Genomic DNA, 16589 nt, shown 5'->3' on the forward strand with positions numbered 1-16589 from the left:
CGGGGTCAGGCGCGGACGGCGACCGTCGCCCGCGGCCGGGCCGTGAGGTCCTCGTGGTCCTCGATGTCGCGCCAGGCGCCGGCGCGGGCCAGCGCCGCGGGCAGTGACTCGCCCTGGGTGTCGGCGTGCTCCATGACCAGCACCCCACCGGGCTTCAGCAGCGAGGCAGCACGGGCCGCGACGGCCAGCGGGATGGCCAGGCCGTCGTCGCTGCCGCCGTAGAGCGCAAGTTCTGGGTCGTGGTCGCGCACCTCGGGGTCGATGGGCACCATCCCGAGAGGGATGTACGGCGGGTTGGAGACCACGACGTCCACCGTGCCGTCGAGCTCCGGGAACGCCGTGGTCGCGTCGCCGTGCACGAGGGTGATGTCGAGCCCGGTGGCTTCCGTGTTCTGCGCCGCCCAGGCGTGCGCGTCCTCCCCCAGCTCCACGGCATACACGTGCGCCGCCGGCACCTCGTCCTTGACGGCGAGCGCGATGGCCCCGGAACCGGTACACAGGTCGACCACCACCGGCGCCTCGCCCGCGGCGCGGGCCGCGTCGATGGCGAGGCCGGCGACGAGCTCGGTCTCGGGCCGCGGCACGAAGACGCCCGGCCCCACGCGCAGCTCGAGACGACGGAAGCCCGCGCGGCCGGTGAGGTGCTGCAGGGGCACCCGGGCCGCGCGCTCCTCCACCAGCGAGTCGTATGCCGCGGGCGCCGTTGCGCCGAGCACCATCGCCTTGCGGACCTCCGCGGCGGAGGTGCCCATCGCGTGGGCGGCGAGGAGCACCGCGTCGGTCTCGGCCGAGGGGACGCCGGCCTCGGCGAGCCGCCGCGTCGCAGCCCGGACGGCCGCGCGGAGGTCGGTCACGAGCCCTCGGCGACGGCGGCCATGCGCGCCTGCTCGTCGGCGTCGACGGCCGACTGCACGACCGGGTCGAGGTCACCGTCGAGCACGACGTCGAGGTTGTAGGACTTGTAGCCGGTGCGGTGGTCGCTGATCCGGTTCTCGGGGAAGTTGTAGGTGCGGATCCGCTCGGAGCGGTCGACGGTGCGCACCTGCGAGCGCCGGGCCGCGTTGGTCTCGGCGTCGGCCGCCTCCTTGGCGATCGCGTGGAGGCGGGCACGCAGCACCCGCAGCGCCGACTCCTTGTTCTGGAGCTGGCTCTTCTCGTTCTGGCAGGAGACGACGGTGCCGGTCGGCAGGTGCGTGATGCGCACGGCCGAGTCGGTGGTGTTGACGCTCTGCCCACCCGGGCCCGAGGAGCGGTAGACGTCGATCTTGAGGTCGTTGGGGTCGATGGTCACCTCGACCTCCTCCGCCTCGGGCATGACCAGCACGCCGGCGGCCGAGGTGTGGATGCGGCCCTGGCTCTCGGTGACGGGCACGCGCTGCACGCGGTGCACCCCGCCCTCGTACTTCAGCCTCGCCCAGGGGGCGTCACCCGGCTCGGGTGTGCCCTTGGCCTTGATGGCGACCTGCACGTCCTTGTAGCCACCGAGGTCGGACTCGGTGGCGTCGATGAGCTCGGTCTTCCAGCCGCGGCGCTCCGCGTAGCGCAGGTACATCCGCAGCAGGTCGCCTGCGAACAGGGCCGACTCGTCGCCGCCCTCGCCGGCCTTGACCTCGAGGATGATGTCGCGGTCGTCGTCGGGGTCGCGGGGCACGAGCAGCCGGCGCAGCTTCTCCTCCGCCGCGGCCAGGGTCTGCTCCATCGCGGGGACCTCCTCGGCGAACGAGGCGTCCTCCTTGCCCAGCTCCCGGGCGGCGGCCAGGTCGTCCTGGGCCGCGTGCCACGCGTGGTAGGCCGCGACGGTCGGCGCCAGCGCGGCATACCGCTTGTTCAGCTTCCGCACCTTGTCCTGGTCGCCGAACACCGCAGGGTCGGCGAGCTGCTTCTCGAGCTCGGCGTGCTCCTGCACCAGAGCGGCTGCGGACTCCAGCATGGGTTCTTCCTCGGTTCTGCGTGGTGAGGCGGGAGGATCTGGCGGGAAACGCAATGCGCCGGCCCTGACCGTGGTGGTCAGGACCGGCGCAGTGGCAAAGCTACTTGGCGGCCTTCTTGCCGTAGCGGGCCTCGAAGCGGGCCACGCGGCCACCGGTGTCGAGGATCTTCTGCTTGCCGGTGTAGAAGGGGTGGCACTGCGAGCACACGTCGGCGTGGATCTTGCCGGACGTCGCGGTGCTGCGGGTGGTGAACGTGTTGCCGCAGGTGCAGGTGACCTCGGTCTCCACGTACTGCGGGTGGATGTCCTTCTTCAACGTGTGCTCCTTGAGTCGATGCGGCCGGGTCGGCGGGAGTGGCGGTACGTTCCGCGGTCCCTGTACGCCGTGAACCGGTCAGCGGTCAAGTGTGCCAGATCAGGCACTGTGGACCTAAACGGCATCGACCCCCTCCGCATTCCCGGCGGCTCGGTGCTGGGTGGCCCGGCCCCTGGTGCGACTCTGCCCGCCAGCCGTCACTTCGCCCACCGTGCGCGGCGGGCAGGGCGACGAACGGTGGGCAGGGTGGCACGGCAGCCCGTGGGTTGCGCTCTGGTCACGGTCGGCCGGGTATGCCGCGTGGCCGGCCCCGCGGCCGTGGGAGCCTGAGCGCGTGTGGGGGGTTCGGTGGTGTGGGGTTCGCTGGGGTGTCGGCGTCGCGGTGGTGTCGGCGCTGCTGCTGTCGGGGTGCGTCGGGAACGAGTGCGACTTCGACCCCTGCCCACCCGGCAAGGGCTGGGTGAGCGCCGTCGACGCCAAGGGCACGGAACGGTGGCGGACGGAGGTGGCCGACCGCTCCGACACCGCCCCGCTCGTCACCGGCGACCACGTGGTCGTCACCGGGTGCAAGGGCGTGCACGTGCTCGACGCCGCGACCGGCCGCGTGGTGCTCAGCACCAAGGAGCTCGAGGACGCCGTCGGGGTCGCGGGCGGCAAGGTCTGGGGCAGGGGGGCCGCCCACCCGGGCCGCGATGTGCGCGGGGTGACGCTCGACAGGGGCCCGGGCGGGCAGATCATCGGGCAGGACAGCGGCGGCAACGGCGAGGCCGGTGACTTCGGCCGCACCGTCGCCGTCTCGGGCGACCGGCTCGTCGGCAGCCGCGGCGACATCCTGTCGGTCTACCCCGCCAGTGGCGGACCCGACCAGTGGATCCAGCTGCCGGTGCGGCCGACCACCCGGTTCGTGCCGGTGGGTGAGGACCGGGCCGTGACCGCCTCGCGCGACGGGTCGGTGCTCGGTGTCGACCTCGCCGGCCCGCGCTTGGTGTGGCGGCTGGTGACGCAGCAGGTGGCCACGTCGTTCGATGTCCACATCGAGGTGGCCGGAGACACCGTGGTCGCCTCCGCGTCCGGTCTCGCCGCCGCCGATGGCAGCGCCTCCCCGCCCGGCCAGAACCCCATCGGACGGGTGGATGAGGTGTTCGCCGCCCGCGCCGCGGACGGCCACCTGCTGTGGCGACGGCCAGGGGCTTCCCTCAGCTCCATGGGTGACGGCGTCGCGGTGCTCTCCGCGGACCGCGGAACGCTGGTTGTCGTCGACCTGACGAACGGGCGGGAGCTGTGGTCACTGGCCAGCGGCAGCACGACCGCTGGCCGGTTGGGCCTCGCCACGGTCCTCGGCCCCCCGAGCACTCGCGTCGTCGCGGACGGGACGGTCGCGCTCAGCGGCTCCGACCTGCAGGGCAGCCAGGTGACGGTGGGAGTGGACGCCCGCACCGGCCGCGAGCGCTGGCGCCTCGAGGGACTGCGCCGACCGGTGGCCCTCGACGGGGTGTTCGGCGTCGACACGTGGGACCCCATGACCGCGAAGAGCTCAGCCAGCCACTTGGGCGTGCTGGACGCGCGGACCGGCCGCCAGAGGTGGCAGGTCGAGCTGCGCGCCGAGCACTTCGGCGCCGACGCCCCCGAGACCCACCTCGTGGCCGACCCGCGGCGGGCCCAGACGGTCGTGGCCGACCTGCCGTCGATGCCCCACGGCGGCTGCTACTAGGGCCCGCTGCGCCTGCGCGGAGTCACTGCGCGCAGCTGGCTCCTCGAGCGGGCACCTGAGACGTATGCCGTGGAGCGCCGGGGTGGGCCGAGTCACCTCGCGTTGGCGGCGGCGTCCCCGACCTCTGGCCCCGCCGACGCGACGGCCGCCGGGAGGAAGAGCCGCACCGTGGTGCCCTCTCCCTCGGCGGACGCCACGAACATCTGGCCGCCGTGGCCCTCGACGATGGTGCGCACGATCGCCAGGCCGAGTCCCGTGCCCGGGATCGCCTGCGCGGTGGCGTTGCTCGCCCGGAAGAAGCGGTCGCCGAGCCGGGTGAGGTCGTCGTGCGGGATGCCGATTCCGGTGTCGGTGACCGAGATCGCGATCCGGTCGCCGGAGCGCTCTGCGCTGAGGCCGACCCGCCCCCCAGCCGGGGTGAACTTCACGGCGTTGGAGCCGAGGTTGATGAGGGCGCGTTCGAGCTGGGCACGGTCGACGTGGACGCACAGGTCGGCGGCGGGCGGCTCCGCGACGAGCTCCACCTTGCCGTTGGCGGCGGTCGGCCCGAGCACCTCGACCACCGCAGACACGATGTCGGAGACCGCGACGTTCTCCGGCTGCGAGTGCAGGCCGGACGTCTCGATCTTGTTGAGCACCAGCAGGTCCTCGATGAGGCCCCGCAGGCGCACCGTGTTGCGCTCGATGACCCCCAGGGCGCTGAGCTGCGGACCGGTCAGCTGGCCGTAGTCGCCGTCCTCGAGCAGCTCGAGGTAGCCGCTGATCGACGTCAAGGGGGTACGCAGCTCGTGGCTGACGGTCGCCATGAAGTCCGTCTTCTGGCGGTCGAGGGCGGTGAGGCGGGCCACCTGCTCCTCCTGCATGTGCGCCAGCCGGGAGGCGACGACACCCTGCGCCACGTAGGAGACGCACTGCTGCACGCCCTGGATCTCGTAGCGCCGCCAGCGCCGCGGCAGGTCGACCGTCATGAGCGAGAGGAGGCCCAGGCCCTTCTCCCCCACGCCGATCGGCACCATGAGCAGCGAGCGGGCGCCCGTCGCCCGGTGGAACGCCGCCACCCGCGGCTCGTCGCGCACCTCGGGCGCCAGCAGGTCGGGCAGGCGGAAGACGGTGGCCTCGCGGCGCAGCTCGTCGTTGACCGCGGCCACCTGCCCCATGAGCGACGGCGGCAGCGGCGGCAGGGACGGCAGGTCGGCGCGGTGGAACTGGGCCATGCCCTCGACGGCCCCGTCGTCCTCGACCGTGTAGAGCAGCACCCGGTCGACGCCCAGGCCCTGGCCGAGTGAGGAGCACACGAACTCCAGCGCCTCGTCGATGTGCTCGACCGCCCGGACCCGGCGAGCCACGTCGAGGGTGACCCGGTGGATCTCCAGCATCCGGCCCTGCTCCTCCTGCAGCAGGTGGCGGCTGCGGACCAGCTCGTTGTAGTCGGCGGCCAGGCCGCGGATCTCCGCAGAGCCGTGGTGCTCGTCGGCCCGCACGACGACCTCGCCGGCGCGCTGGCGCTGCACCACGGAGCGCAGTCGCTCCAACGGCAGGAGCATCGACGCCCGCACCATGCGCCCGGCCAGCAGCACCAGCAGCACGGCACCGGCCGCGCCGAGGCCCACGACCCCGAGGACGATGCCGATGGACTTGCGGGCCGACGCGCGCACGGCGTCACGCTGGTGGCCGACGAGCGCGCTGAGCTCGCTGTTGGCCTGGCGGAAGGCGATGAACCGCTCGAAGGCCAGCGCCCGAGCCGGGTCGCGCTGTGCCGCGGGGCGGTCGCTCAGGCTCTCCGCCGCGCGCGCCGCCTGGAACCACGCGGTGACGGCGCTGCGCTGGCGCTCGACCAGCGCGGCATACCGCTGACGGTCGCTCGTGTCGATCTCCTTGCGGCCGAGGGCGGTCGCGACGCGGTGGAGCGTGGCCGCGACGTCCGGCTCGACGGCCTCGTAGCGCCCGGCCGGGGCCGACCCATCCATGGCCTCGCTCCAGTCGGCCTGCGCCTGGGTCATCTGGAGCAGGGTGTCCTTGTTGAACTGCGCCCCCGGGCCGGTGGCGAGCGTCAGGTTCCGCACGGTCTGCTGCTGCTCCCGGGCGGTCACCAGGGCCCCGACCACCAGGCCGGAGATCAGGACCAGGAGCACCGCGATGAGGATCTGCAGCTGGCGCGCGGCCGAGAGCTGCAGGAGGCGTCCCCACTGGCGCCTCACGAGACGTCCCCGCTGCCGGTGCGCGCCCTCACGAGGCCTCCTCGTTGAACCCCGTGCGCGTCATGACGCCCCAGACCTGCTTCTTCCCCCGCAGGCTGGCCCACCAGCCCTCGAGCCGCCACCACACGGTCAGCTGGCGGAAGCCGAAGTTCTCCAGCACCGAGCAGACCAGCCCCACGCCGAGGTCGCGCCACCTGCTGTGCCGGTGGAAGGCCCACTCCTCCAAGGTCATCGCCGCCAGCGTCACGAAGATCGCGTAGCCGTAGGCCAGCGCCAGGAACAGCAGCGCGAAGGGGACGTTGATCGCGTCGAGCACCAGCGCGATGGGCACGATGACGATGCCGTAGAGCTCGAGCAGCGGGGCGACGAGCTCGAAGAGCCAGTAGTACGGCAGCGCCACGAGCCCGACCTTGCCGTAGCGGGGCCGGAAGAGCATGCCGCGGTACTGCCACAGCGTCTCCCAGAGCCCGCGGTGCCAGCGGCGGCGCTGGTTGCGCAGCACCTTGAAGGTCGAGGGCACCTCGGTCCACGACACCGGCTCGGGCACGAACTCCACCCGGTAGTCGGCCTTGGCCTCGCGCATCAGCTTGTGCATGCGGAGCACGAGCTCGAAGTCCTCGCCGATGCTGTCGGGGTCGAGGCCGCCCGCCTCCACGAAGGTGTCGCGCCGGTAGAGCCCGAAGGCTCCGCTGATGAGGATGAGGCCGCCGAACCGCGACCACCCGGTGCGGCCCACGAGGAAGGCCCGGAGGTACTCGACGACCTGGATGCGCGGCATCCACGGGCGCGGCATACCGACCGAGACGATCCGGCCGGCGACGACGCGGCACCCGTTGACGGGGCGGATCGTCCCGCCGGTGGCGATGACGCGCGTCGGGTCGTCGGCGAACGGCTTGGCGACGCGGAGCAGCGCATCGGGCTCCAGGATCGAGTCGGCGTCGATCATGGCCACCAGGGGCTCGGTGGCGGCGTTGACGCCGACGTTGCTGGCCTCGGAACGCCCGGAGTTCTCCTTGCGCACCACGATGAGGCGGGTGCGGCCGTCACGGGGCACGTACTGCCCGAGCACCCTCGCCCGGACCGGGATGTCCTGCGGCACGTCGCGCGGCAGCTCCACGAGGTCGAACGCCTCCCGCAGCCGCGCGAACGTGGCGTCGGTGCTGCCGTCGTCGACGACCACGACCTCGTGCCCCGGGTAGCGCAGCGACAGCAGCGCCTTCACCGAGGTGACGATGCCCGCCTCCTCGTTGTGCGCCGGCACGATCACCGAGACGCCCGGCGTCAGCTCACCGCCGAGGGTGTCGACGACCGTCTTGCGGCCGCGCAGGTAGGAGCGGAAGTCCAGTGCCCCCAACAGGATCAGCACCAGGTAGGAGGTGTTGATGAGGACGAAGTAGGCCAGGACCGGGACCGCGGTGACGTCCATGAGCCAGACGACGACACCGCGCAGCGGCTCGAGCAGCTCCCTCACCGCAGCACTCCCTGCAGGGACGCCACGGTCAGCGCGCTCTGCACCGGGCGCTCGTCGCTGGCGGCGTCGAGAGCGGCCCGCCCGCACGGTCCGAGCCGCACGAGCGACGTCGCGGCGATCTCGGCAAGCCGCGGGTCGGGGCCTCGCAGCAGGGCGGCCAGGGTGGACACGGCGGCATCCTCCCCGAGCTGGCCGAGGGCCTCGGCGCAGACGCGCCGCAGCGGCAACGGCTGCGAAGCCTCGGTATGCCGCGCGAGCACCTCCACGTCGTCGGCGCGCCCGATGCTGCCGAGCGCCTGCGCGCAGGTCTCGCGGACGGTGAGGTCGGGGTCGAGGGCCAGCCGCTCCCGAAGGCACGGGAGCGCCCGGGTGAAGCTGCCGATGCCGCAGACGTGGGCGGCGACGGTGCGGGTGCGGGGGTCGGGGTCGGAGAGCGCGTCGCCGAGGGCGCCGGAGATGCCGACGCCCATCCCGAGCAGGGCATCGGCCGCGAGCCCGGCGGGCAGCCCCGCCCCGGGCGCCCCGACCGCGGCCAGCAGGGGGGCGGCGGCGCGCGGGTCGCCGATCAGGCCGAGGGCGTAGGCGGCGCTGGACCGGACCTCGCCCGCCTTGTCCTGCAGGGCAACCACCAGGGAGTCGACCGCGTCGGGAACCCGGCTCACGCCCAGCAGCTGGGCGGCCTGCGCGCGCCGGACCGGTGAGGAGTGCCGCAGGTCGGCCATGGCCGACTCGAGCGCGCCGTGGCGGTCGAGGACTTCGACCAGGTGCTCCGCGGGCAGGCCGCGCACCTTGCCCAGCAGGTCGGCGATGGCCCCGGTGACGGCACGGCGCGACGGCCCCTCGGCGGCGACGAGGGTCGATCGCGCCGGCCCCTCGTCCTCCCCGGCGGACACCGCGATGAGGTGGGGACGCAGCGGCGCGACGAGGGCGGCCCTGCGGCGGCGCCGGGTCTCACGCCCGACCTTGGTCAGCACGAGCACGACGGCGAGCGCCAGGCACGCAGCGAAGACGAGGGTGGCGGCGAGAAGGGTGACAGGGGCGCCGGTCACGCCCGGGCCCGGGACAGCATGGTGTTGACCCGGTGAAGTAGCTCTCGAGGGCTGAACGGCTTGATGACGTAGTCATCGGCGCCGATGGCGAAACCGGTGTCGACGTCGCTGTCGCGCGACTTGGCGCTCAGCATGAGCACCGGCACACGGGGGTGGTCGCTCTCGCGGATCTTCCGCAGGACGTCGAAGCCGGACAGCCCGGGCATCATCACGTCGAGGACGGCGAGCTGCGGAGGGTTGGCCTCGAACGCCTCCCACGCCGCGAGGCCGTCCGGAACCGCCTGCACGGCATACCCCGCTTGCGAGAGCTTGAACTCCACCAGCTCGCGGATGTCGGCGTCGTCGTCGGCGACGAGGACCCGGGTCCCCTCCGGTGTGGACACTTCCATTGCCTCTCGTTCGCCCCGGCTTGCGTGGGCACACGTGCTGAGAGCACATGTGCTTGAAAGCAAAAGTAAACGAACAAACCGGGAAATTCGCGGCAACAGGCCTGCTCTTTACCTTCTGGACGAACGGGTGAGGCCGTGCCCACCTTTCGGTGGGCACGGCCTCAGGCGCTGTTGGGGTGGACCGTCAGCGGCGGGTGTCCTCGTCCTCGATGTGGATCGAGGAGGTCTGCTGGACCTGCATGAGGAACTCGATGTTGCTCTTGGTCTTCTTCAGACGGTCGATGAGCAGCTCGATGCCCTGCTGCTGGTCGAGCGCGGCGAGCACCCGTCGCAGCTTCCACATGATCTTCAGCTCCTCGCCGGAGAGGAGGATCTCCTCCCGGCGGGTGCCCGAGGCGTTGACGTCGACGGCCGGGAAGATCCGGCGGTTCGCCAGGCCACGGTCGAGCTTGAGCTCCATGTTCCCGGTGCCCTTGAACTCCTCGAAGATGACCTCGTCCATGCGGGAGCCGGTCTCGACGAGCGCGGTCGCGAGGATGGTCAGCGAGCCGCCGTCCTCGATGTTGCGGGCGGCACCGAAGAACTTCTTCGGCGGGTACAGCGCGGCGCTGTCGACGCCACCGGAGAGGATGCGGCCGCTCGGCGGCGCCGACAGGTTGTAGGCACGGCCGAGCTTGGTGATCGAGTCGAGCAGCACGACGACGTCGTGGCCCATCTCGACCAGGCGCTTGGCCCGCTCGATGGCCAGCTCGGCGACCGTGGTGTGGTCGTCGGCCGGGCGGTCGAACGTCGAGGAGATGACCTCACCCTTGACCGCGCGCTGCATGTCGGTGACCTCCTCGGGACGCTCGTCCACGAGGACGACCATGAGGTGGCACTCCGGGTTGTTGGTCGTGATGGCGTTGGCGATCGCCTGCATGACCATGGTCTTGCCGGCCTTGGCCGGGGCGACGATGAGGCCGCGCTGGCCCTTGCCGATCGGCGCGACGAGGTCGATGATCCGCGTCGTCAGCTGGGTCGGGTCGGTCTCGAGGCGCAGGCGCTGCTGCGGGTACAGCGGCGTCAGCTTGCCGAACTCGACGCGCTTCTTGGCGTCCTCCGGGGTCATCCCGTTGACGGTGTCGAGGCGCACCAGCGCGTTGAACTTCTGGCGCGAGTTCTGCTGCTGCTCCTCGCTCTGCGCCTTCACGGCGCCGGTGACGGCGTCACCCTTGCGCAGGCCGTTCTTCTTGACCAGGCCGAGCGGCACGTAGACGTCGCTCGGGCCGGGCAGGTAGCCGGAGGTGCGGACGAAGGCGTAGTTCTCGAGGACGTCGAGGATGCCGGCGACCGGCACGAGGATGTCGTCCTCGGCCACCATCGGCTCGTTCTCGTAGTCCTCGCGGCCACCACGGCGCTTGTCACGACCGCGGTTCCGGCTGCGGCTGCGACGACGACCCCGGCCGTCGCCCTCGTCCTCGTCACCACGGTTGTCGCGGGTGTTGTGGTCGTCGCGGGTGTTGTGGTCATCGCGGTTGGCGCGGTCATCGCGGGTGGTGCGGGTGTCGGCACGCTCGTCGCGGTCCTGGCGGTTCCGGTTGTCGCTGCGGTCGGTGCGGTCGCTGCGGTCCTCGCGCTCCGGACGGCTGCGGTCGCCGCCACGCTCCTCGCGGTCCTGGCGGCTGCGCTCGCCACGGTCCTGGCGGGCGCGGTCACCGCGCTCCTCGCGCGGGGCACGGTCGTCGCGCTCGCGGCGGCCCTCGCGGGCCTGCTCGCCGTGGGCGGCCTCACCGCGGTCCTGGCGCTCCTCGCGCTGCGGGCGGTCCTCACGCTGCTGGCGGGCGTCGCGCTGGCGGGGCTGACGCTCGCCGCCTTCCGCACGCTGGGCGCGGGCCTGCTCTGCGCCCTCGTGGGCGGCGGGGCGCTCCCCGCCCTGCTGGCGCACCGCGCCCTGCTGGCGCTCCTGGCGCGCGGTGGCGTCCGGAGCGGTCTTCTCCTGGGTCGCCTGGTCCTGGGTCGCCTGGTCCTGGGCGGCCCGGTCCCGGGCGCCGTCGTTCTGAGCGCGCTCGACGCGCGGGGCCCCGGCCTCGGCCTTGGTGGCGGGCGCGGCGGCCGGCGCGGAGCCGGACTGGCGGGCCTTGATGGCGGTGATCAGGTCACCCTTGCGCATCTTGGCGGTGCCCGTGATCCCCATGCTGGAGGCCAGGCCCTGGAGCTCGGCCAGGCGCATGGCGCTCAGCGCGCCGGATCGACGGGGCTTCTCGGTGCCACCGGGCTGGGCGGCGTCGAGAGTGGTGGTGTCTGTCACGAAGGATCCTTCCCCCTCGTATGCGGTCCGGACTGAGAGCCGGACCGGGGCTTGGGCCAAGAACTGGCCAGTGGAAGTCACGCAAGGGCACGAGAAGCCAAGGGGCAACGATCGAGTTGCCTTCGCGTGGGGGTGCACGTGTCGCGAGATATCGAGGAGCTCAGCTGAGGAGCTCTCCCATCCACTGCGTGCGTCCTCAATGTAACACTCCGCCGTACTCGTCCGTGACAAGGCTCCACCGAACGGCGGTCAGGTTGTGACCTCTCGGACGATGACCCCTTCCCCGGGCACGCCTGGGGCCAGGGCCTTCCACGACGACGGCTCGCCCGGCGCCCCCGCGTGGTCGAGCACCGCGTCGGCGGTGGTCGTGGTCGCCAACACGAGCACCGACGGGCCCGCACCTGAGATGACGGCGGCGTGCCCCTCGCGGCGCAGCGCGTCGACGAGCTCCATGGAGTGCGGGTACGACGGGCGGCGCGCCTCCTGGTGCAGCCGCTCCTGCGTCGCGGACAGCAGGTGCTCGGGTGCGTGCCGCATGGCGTGCACCAGCAGCGCTGCACGCGCCGAGTTGTATGCCGCGTCGGCGAGCCGCACGTGGGAGGGCAGCACCGAGCGGGCCTTGGCCGTGGAGAGCGTCTCGGAGGGGATGAAGACGACCGGCACGACGTCGGGGTGCAGCGGCACCCGGACCGTGGTGGTGGCGGCCTTCGCGGTCTCCCCCGGGTCGTCGCTCCACGACAGGGTCATGCCGCCGTGGACGCTGGCCGACGCGTTGTCGGGGTGGCCCTCGACCATCGAGGCGATGTCGTTGGTGAACGCGAGGTCGAACGGCCGGTCGTCGCGCTCAGAGGCTCGGGAGAGCCCCTGTGCCGCAGCGATGCCCGTGACGATGGCGGTGGCGGAGGAACCGAGCCCCCGCCCGTGGGGCACGACGTTGCGACACCGCAGGTGCAGGCCGCGGGGCACCTCCACCGCGTCGGCCGGGTCGAGGTGGTCCCAGGCGGTGAGCATCGACCGGTAGACCAGGTGGCGCTCGTCGAGCGGCACGTCACCCGCCCCCTGGCCCTCCACCTCGATGACCAGGCCCGGGTCGTCCGTGACGGTCGCGGTGCACTCGTCCCAGATGCCGAGCGCGAGCCCGATCGAGTCGAAGCCGGGGCCGAGGTTGGCGCTGCTGGCCGGCACGCGCACGTGCACCGAGGTGCCTGGGGCCAGCCGGTGCGCCGCGCGCTGGGTCATCAGCCCTCCAGCCCGAGCGCCTGTGCTGCCGTGTAGGCGTCGACGGGGACCCGGGTCGGCGTGACGTCCGCGCCGTCGGCGCCCTTGAGCGCCCACTGCGGGTCCTTCAGGCCATGCCCGGTCACGGTGCAGACCACCGTGGCACCGGCCGGTACCTGGCCGGCCTCGTGGGCCATGAGCAGTCCGGCGACGCTGGCCGCCGAGGCGGGCTCGACGAAGATGCCCTCGCGGGCGGACAGCAGCCGGTGCGCGGCGAGGATCTGCTCGTCGGTGACCGCGTCGATGCGCCCGCCCGAGGTGTCACGCGCCTCTTCGGCCTGCTTCCACGAGGCGGGGTTGCCGATGCGGATGGCGGTGGCGATGGTCTCGGGCTGGTCCACCGGGTGGCCGAGCACGATGGGGGCGGCGCCGGCGGCCTGGAAGCCCCACATCCGGGGCAGCTTCGTGGCCACCCCGTCGGGCACGCCCTCGATCCCGTGCCCCGCGGCATACTCGCGGTAGCCCCTCCAGTAGGCCGTGATGTTGCCGGCGTTGCCGACGGGCAGGCAGTGGATGTCGGGGGCGTCGCCGAGCGCGTCGACGACCTCGAAGGAAGCGGTCTTCTGGCCCTCGATGCGGGCCGGGTTCACCGAGTTGACCAGCTCGACGGGGTAGGCCTCGGCGAGCTTGCGCGCCAAGGTGAGGCAGTCGTCGAAGTTGCCGTCGACCTGCAGCAGCGTCGCCCCGTGGGCGATGGCCTGGCTCAGCTTGCCCATGGCGATCTTGCCGTCGGGCACCAGCACACCGCAGGCCATGCCGGCCTTGGTGGCGTAGGCCGCCGCGGAGGCCGAGGTGTTGCCGGTGGAAGCGCAGATGACCGCCTTGGCCCCGTGCTTGGCGGCCATCGACATCGCGGTCGTCATGCCCCGGTCCTTGAACGAGCCGGTCGGGTTGAGGCCCTCGTACTTGACGAAGACCTGCGCGCCGGTGAGCTCGGAGAGGTGCTCGGCCGGGATGAGCGGCGTGCCGCCCTCCTGCAGGGTGATGACCGGGGCGCCCTCGAGCATGGGCAGCCGCTCGGCGTACTCGCGGATCACGCCGCGCCACAGGTGCGCCATCAGGAGCCCTCCACCCGCATCACCGAGGTGACCTCGTCGACGGTCGGCAGGTCGGCCAGCGCGTCGACGGTCGCCGACAGCGCGGAGTCCGGCGCCATGTGGGTGACGACGATGAGGTTGGCCCGGGCCGCACCGGTCTCGTCGTCACGGACGATCTGCTGGCGCACGGTCTCGATCGAGACGCCGTGCTCGGCGAACGCGGTGGCCACCTGGGCGAGCACGCCCGGGCGGTCGGCCACGTCGAGGCTGATGTGGTACCTCGTCAGGGCCCTGCCGATGTCGAGCACCGGCAGGTCGGCGTAGGCGGACTCCCCCGGCCCCTTGGCGCCGCCGACCCGGTGGCGGGCCACCGCGACGACGTCGCCGAGCACCGCGCTGGCGGTCGGGTCGCCGCCGGCGCCCTTGCCGTAGAACATGAGCTCGCCGGCAGCGGCGGCCTCGACGAAGACGGCGTTGTAGGCGTCGCGCACCGAGCCGAGCGGGTGGCTGCGCGGGATCATCGCCGGGTAGACGCGCACGCTGATGCCGAGGTCGTGACCCTGCTCGTCGCGGGTGCGCTCGCAGATGGCGAGCAGCTTGACGACGCAGTCCATCTCCTTGGCGGCCTGCACGTCGGCGGCGGTCACCTCGGTGATGCCCTCGCGGTGCACGTCGTCGCTCGAGACCCGGGTGTGGAAGGCCAGGCTCGCCAGGATCGCGGCCTTGGCGGCGGCGTCGAAGCCCTCGACGTCGGCGGTGGGGTCGGCCTCGGCGTACCCGAGGGCTTGGGCCTGCTCGACGGCCTCGGCGAAGCCCTGGCCGGTGGTGTCCATCTTGTCGAGCACGTAGTTGGTGGTGCCGTTGACGATGCCGAGGACCTTGCGCACCTCGTCACCGGCGAGCGACTCGCGGATCGGACGCAGGATCGGGATCGCTCCGGCGACGGCGGCCTCGTAGTAGAGGTCGACGCCGCAGCGGTCGGCCGCGGCATACAGGTTGGGGCCGTCCTCGGCGAGCAGCGCCTTGTTGGCGCTCACGACGGAGGCACCGTGCTCCATCGCCTTGAGGATGAGGCTGCGGGCCGGCTCGATGCCGCCGATCACCTCGATCACGATGTCGGCCTTCGTGACGAGGGAGTCGGCGTCGGTGGTGAACAGGCTGGGGTCGACCGGCAGGTCGGAGCGGTCACGGCCGGCGCGGCGCACCGCGATGCCGATCAGCTCGAGGGGGCGGCCGACGCGGGCAGTGAGGTCGCCGGCCTGCTGGGTGAGCATCCGGGCCACCGAGGACCCGACCACGCCACACCCGAGGAGGGCCACCTTCAGGGGCTCTCCTGCTGCCTTGCCTTCGACTTCGCTCACCGTCTGCTCCTCCAAGCCCTGTAGGGCCTTTCCCGGTCCCTGACATCGTGCCGGTGACCACGTTGTGGACGCTCATTGTTCCGGCATCCGGACCGGTTCGGCGTGGATTCTCCTCAGCCGACGTCGAGCGCGAGGAGGTCGTCCACCGTCTCCCGGCGCACGATCACCCGGGCCTCGCCAGCGCGGACGGCGACGACCGGCGGCCGCGGCACGTGGTTGTACTGGCTCGACAGGCTGCGGCAGTAGGCACCCGTGCCCGGGACCGCGACGAGGTCGCCCGAGGTGATGTCGTCGGGCAGGTACTCGTCCATGACCACGATGTCGCCGCTCTCGCAGTGCTTGCCGACGACGCGCGACAGGCGCGGCACCGCCTCGGAGCGCCGGCTCGCGAGGGTGCAGGAGTAGTCGGCGTCGTAGAGGGCGGTGCGCACGTTGTCGCTCATGCCGCCGTCGACCGAGACGTAGGTGCGCTTGGCGCCGTGGCCGAGGTCGACGTCCTTGACGGTGCCGACCTCGTAGAGGGTGAACGTGCTCGGGCCGACGATGGCGCGGCCCGGCTCGATCGAGATGCGCGGCACGGAGACGTCGTCGCCGGCTTCGCTCCCCCCGTTGAGGGCGGCGAACTCGCGGCGCACCAGCTCGGCCATCTGCTTGCCGAGGTCGGCTGGGGTCAGCGGCGTGTGCTCGGAGGTGTAGGCGATGCCGTAGCCGCCGCCGAGGTCCATCTCGGGCATGTGCACTCCGTGCCGCTGCGCCACCTCCGCGTGCAGGCCGATGAGCCGGCGGGCCGAGACCTCGAAGCCGGAGGTGTCGAAGATCTGGCTGCCGATGTGCGAGTGCAGGCCGCGCAGGTCGAGCACGTCGCTGCGCTCGAGGATGCGGTCGATGGCCTCCTGGGCGCGGCCCCCGGCCAGGGAGAAGCCGAACTTCTGGTCCTCGTGGGCGGTCGCGATGAACTCGTGGGTGTGCGCCTCGACGCCGACCGTGACGCGCACCATCACCGGCGCACGGACGCCGAGCTCGGTGGCGACGGCGGCGATCCGCTCGATCTCCTCGAAGGAGTCGACGATGATCCGGCCCACTCCGTAGTCGAGAGCCTGCTGGATCTCGGCGAGGCTCTTGTTGTTGCCGTGCATGCCGATCCGCTCGGCGGGGAAGCCGGCTCGCTGGGCGACCGCGAGCTCGCCGCCGGAGGCGACGTCGAGGCTCAGCCCCTCCTCCGCCACCCAGCGGGCGACCGTGGTGCAGAGGAACGCCTTGCCGGCGTAGTAGACGTCGACGCCGCCGCACACCGGCTCGAACGGCGCGGCGAAGTCGTCGCGGAAGGCCCGCGCGCGGCTGCGGAAGTCCTCCTCGTCGATGACGTATGCCGCGGTGCCGTACTCGCGCGCCAGCGTCACCACGTCGACGCCCCCGACCTCGAGCCGGCCGTCGGCGTCACGACGGACGGTCTGCGGCCACAGCTGTGGCAGCAGCTCCATGACGTCGGTGGGCCAGGGCAGCCAGTGGGGCGGGCCGCCGTAGCCCTCGGCGTGGAGGGCGCCTGCCTCGTGCGCGCGCAT

General features: G+C 72.5%; 13 protein-coding genes. 1 reads left to right on the plus strand and 12 read right to left on the minus strand.

All coding sequences use genetic code 11. The annotated features are described in order from the left end of the window. Window positions 1-5 precede the first annotated feature (5 nt). From prmC to rpmE, 3 genes are all read right to left on the minus strand, one after another. Window positions 6-854, minus strand: a complete 849-nt coding sequence (prmC, locus tag BMW78_RS01740) for a peptide chain release factor N(5)-glutamine methyltransferase (RefSeq protein ID WP_091755778.1) — start codon at window positions 852-854, stop codon at window positions 6-8. Then, window positions 851-1930 carry a peptide chain release factor 1 gene (gene prfA, locus BMW78_RS01745; protein WP_091755780.1) on the minus strand — a complete coding sequence of 360 codons (1080 nt, stop codon included), beginning with the start codon at window positions 1928-1930 and terminating at the stop codon, window positions 851-853. Before prfA ends, prmC begins: the two co-directional genes overlap by 4 nt. Before the next feature lie 100 nt (window positions 1931-2030). After that, entirely contained in the window at window positions 2031-2246 is a 216-nt protein-coding gene (rpmE, locus tag BMW78_RS01750) for a 50S ribosomal protein L31 (RefSeq protein WP_091755781.1), read from the minus strand. 334 nt (window positions 2247-2580) lie between these two features. Here rpmE and BMW78_RS01755 point away from each other — a divergent pair, with 334 nt between their 5' ends. Continuing rightward, window positions 2581-3957: an outer membrane protein assembly factor BamB family protein gene (locus BMW78_RS01755; RefSeq protein WP_091755782.1), complete on the plus strand. Its 1377-nt coding sequence runs from the start codon at window positions 2581-2583 to the stop codon at window positions 3955-3957. A gap of 92 nt (window positions 3958-4049) precedes the next feature. Here BMW78_RS01755 and BMW78_RS01760 read toward each other — a convergent pair whose 3' ends face one another. The 9 genes from BMW78_RS01760 to lysA form a co-directional block, all read right to left on the minus strand. Beyond that, entirely contained in the window at window positions 4050-6155 is a 2106-nt protein-coding gene (locus tag BMW78_RS01760; protein ID WP_091755784.1) for a sensor histidine kinase, read from the minus strand. 28 nt (window positions 6156-6183) lie between these two features. Then, on the minus strand, window positions 6184-7626 hold the full coding sequence (locus tag BMW78_RS01765) for a glycosyltransferase family 2 protein (protein WP_245735608.1): 1443 nt from the start codon (window positions 7624-7626) through the stop codon (window positions 6184-6186). Further along, window positions 7623-8675 carry a HEAT repeat domain-containing protein gene (locus BMW78_RS01770; protein WP_091755785.1) on the minus strand — a complete coding sequence of 351 codons (1053 nt, stop codon included), beginning with the start codon at window positions 8673-8675 and terminating at the stop codon, window positions 7623-7625. Before BMW78_RS01770 ends, BMW78_RS01765 begins: the two co-directional genes overlap by 4 nt. Next, entirely contained in the window at window positions 8672-9064 is a 393-nt protein-coding gene (locus tag BMW78_RS01775) for a response regulator transcription factor (RefSeq protein WP_091755787.1), read from the minus strand. The genes BMW78_RS01770 and BMW78_RS01775 overlap by 4 nt, the downstream gene beginning before the upstream one ends. Before the next feature lie 184 nt (window positions 9065-9248). Then, a complete protein-coding gene (rho, locus tag BMW78_RS01780) occupies window positions 9249-11273 on the minus strand; it encodes a transcription termination factor Rho (protein WP_218144208.1) in 2025 nt (674 codons plus the stop codon). A 327-nt stretch (window positions 11274-11600) separates the two neighbouring features. Next, on the minus strand, window positions 11601-12590 hold the full coding sequence (gene thrB, locus BMW78_RS01785) for a homoserine kinase (RefSeq protein WP_091755791.1): 990 nt from the start codon (window positions 12588-12590) through the stop codon (window positions 11601-11603). Continuing rightward, window positions 12590-13687 (minus strand): threonine synthase, encoded by a 1098-nt coding sequence (thrC, locus tag BMW78_RS01790; protein ID WP_091755793.1) that lies wholly within the window; start codon window positions 13685-13687, stop codon window positions 12590-12592. The genes thrB and thrC overlap by 1 nt, the downstream gene beginning before the upstream one ends. Further along, window positions 13687-15027 carry a homoserine dehydrogenase gene (locus BMW78_RS01795; RefSeq protein WP_091755795.1) on the minus strand — a complete coding sequence of 447 codons (1341 nt, stop codon included), beginning with the start codon at window positions 15025-15027 and terminating at the stop codon, window positions 13687-13689. The genes thrC and BMW78_RS01795 overlap by 1 nt, the downstream gene beginning before the upstream one ends. 113 nt (window positions 15028-15140) lie before the next feature. Next, complete coding sequence (lysA, locus tag BMW78_RS01800; protein ID WP_091755802.1) at window positions 15141-16589, minus strand: diaminopimelate decarboxylase; 1449 nt, start codon at window positions 16587-16589, stop codon at window positions 15141-15143.

The organism is Pedococcus cremeus (genome assembly GCF_900111375.1).
Lineage (GTDB): Bacteria > Actinomycetota > Actinomycetes > Actinomycetales > Dermatophilaceae > Pedococcus_A > Pedococcus_A cremeus.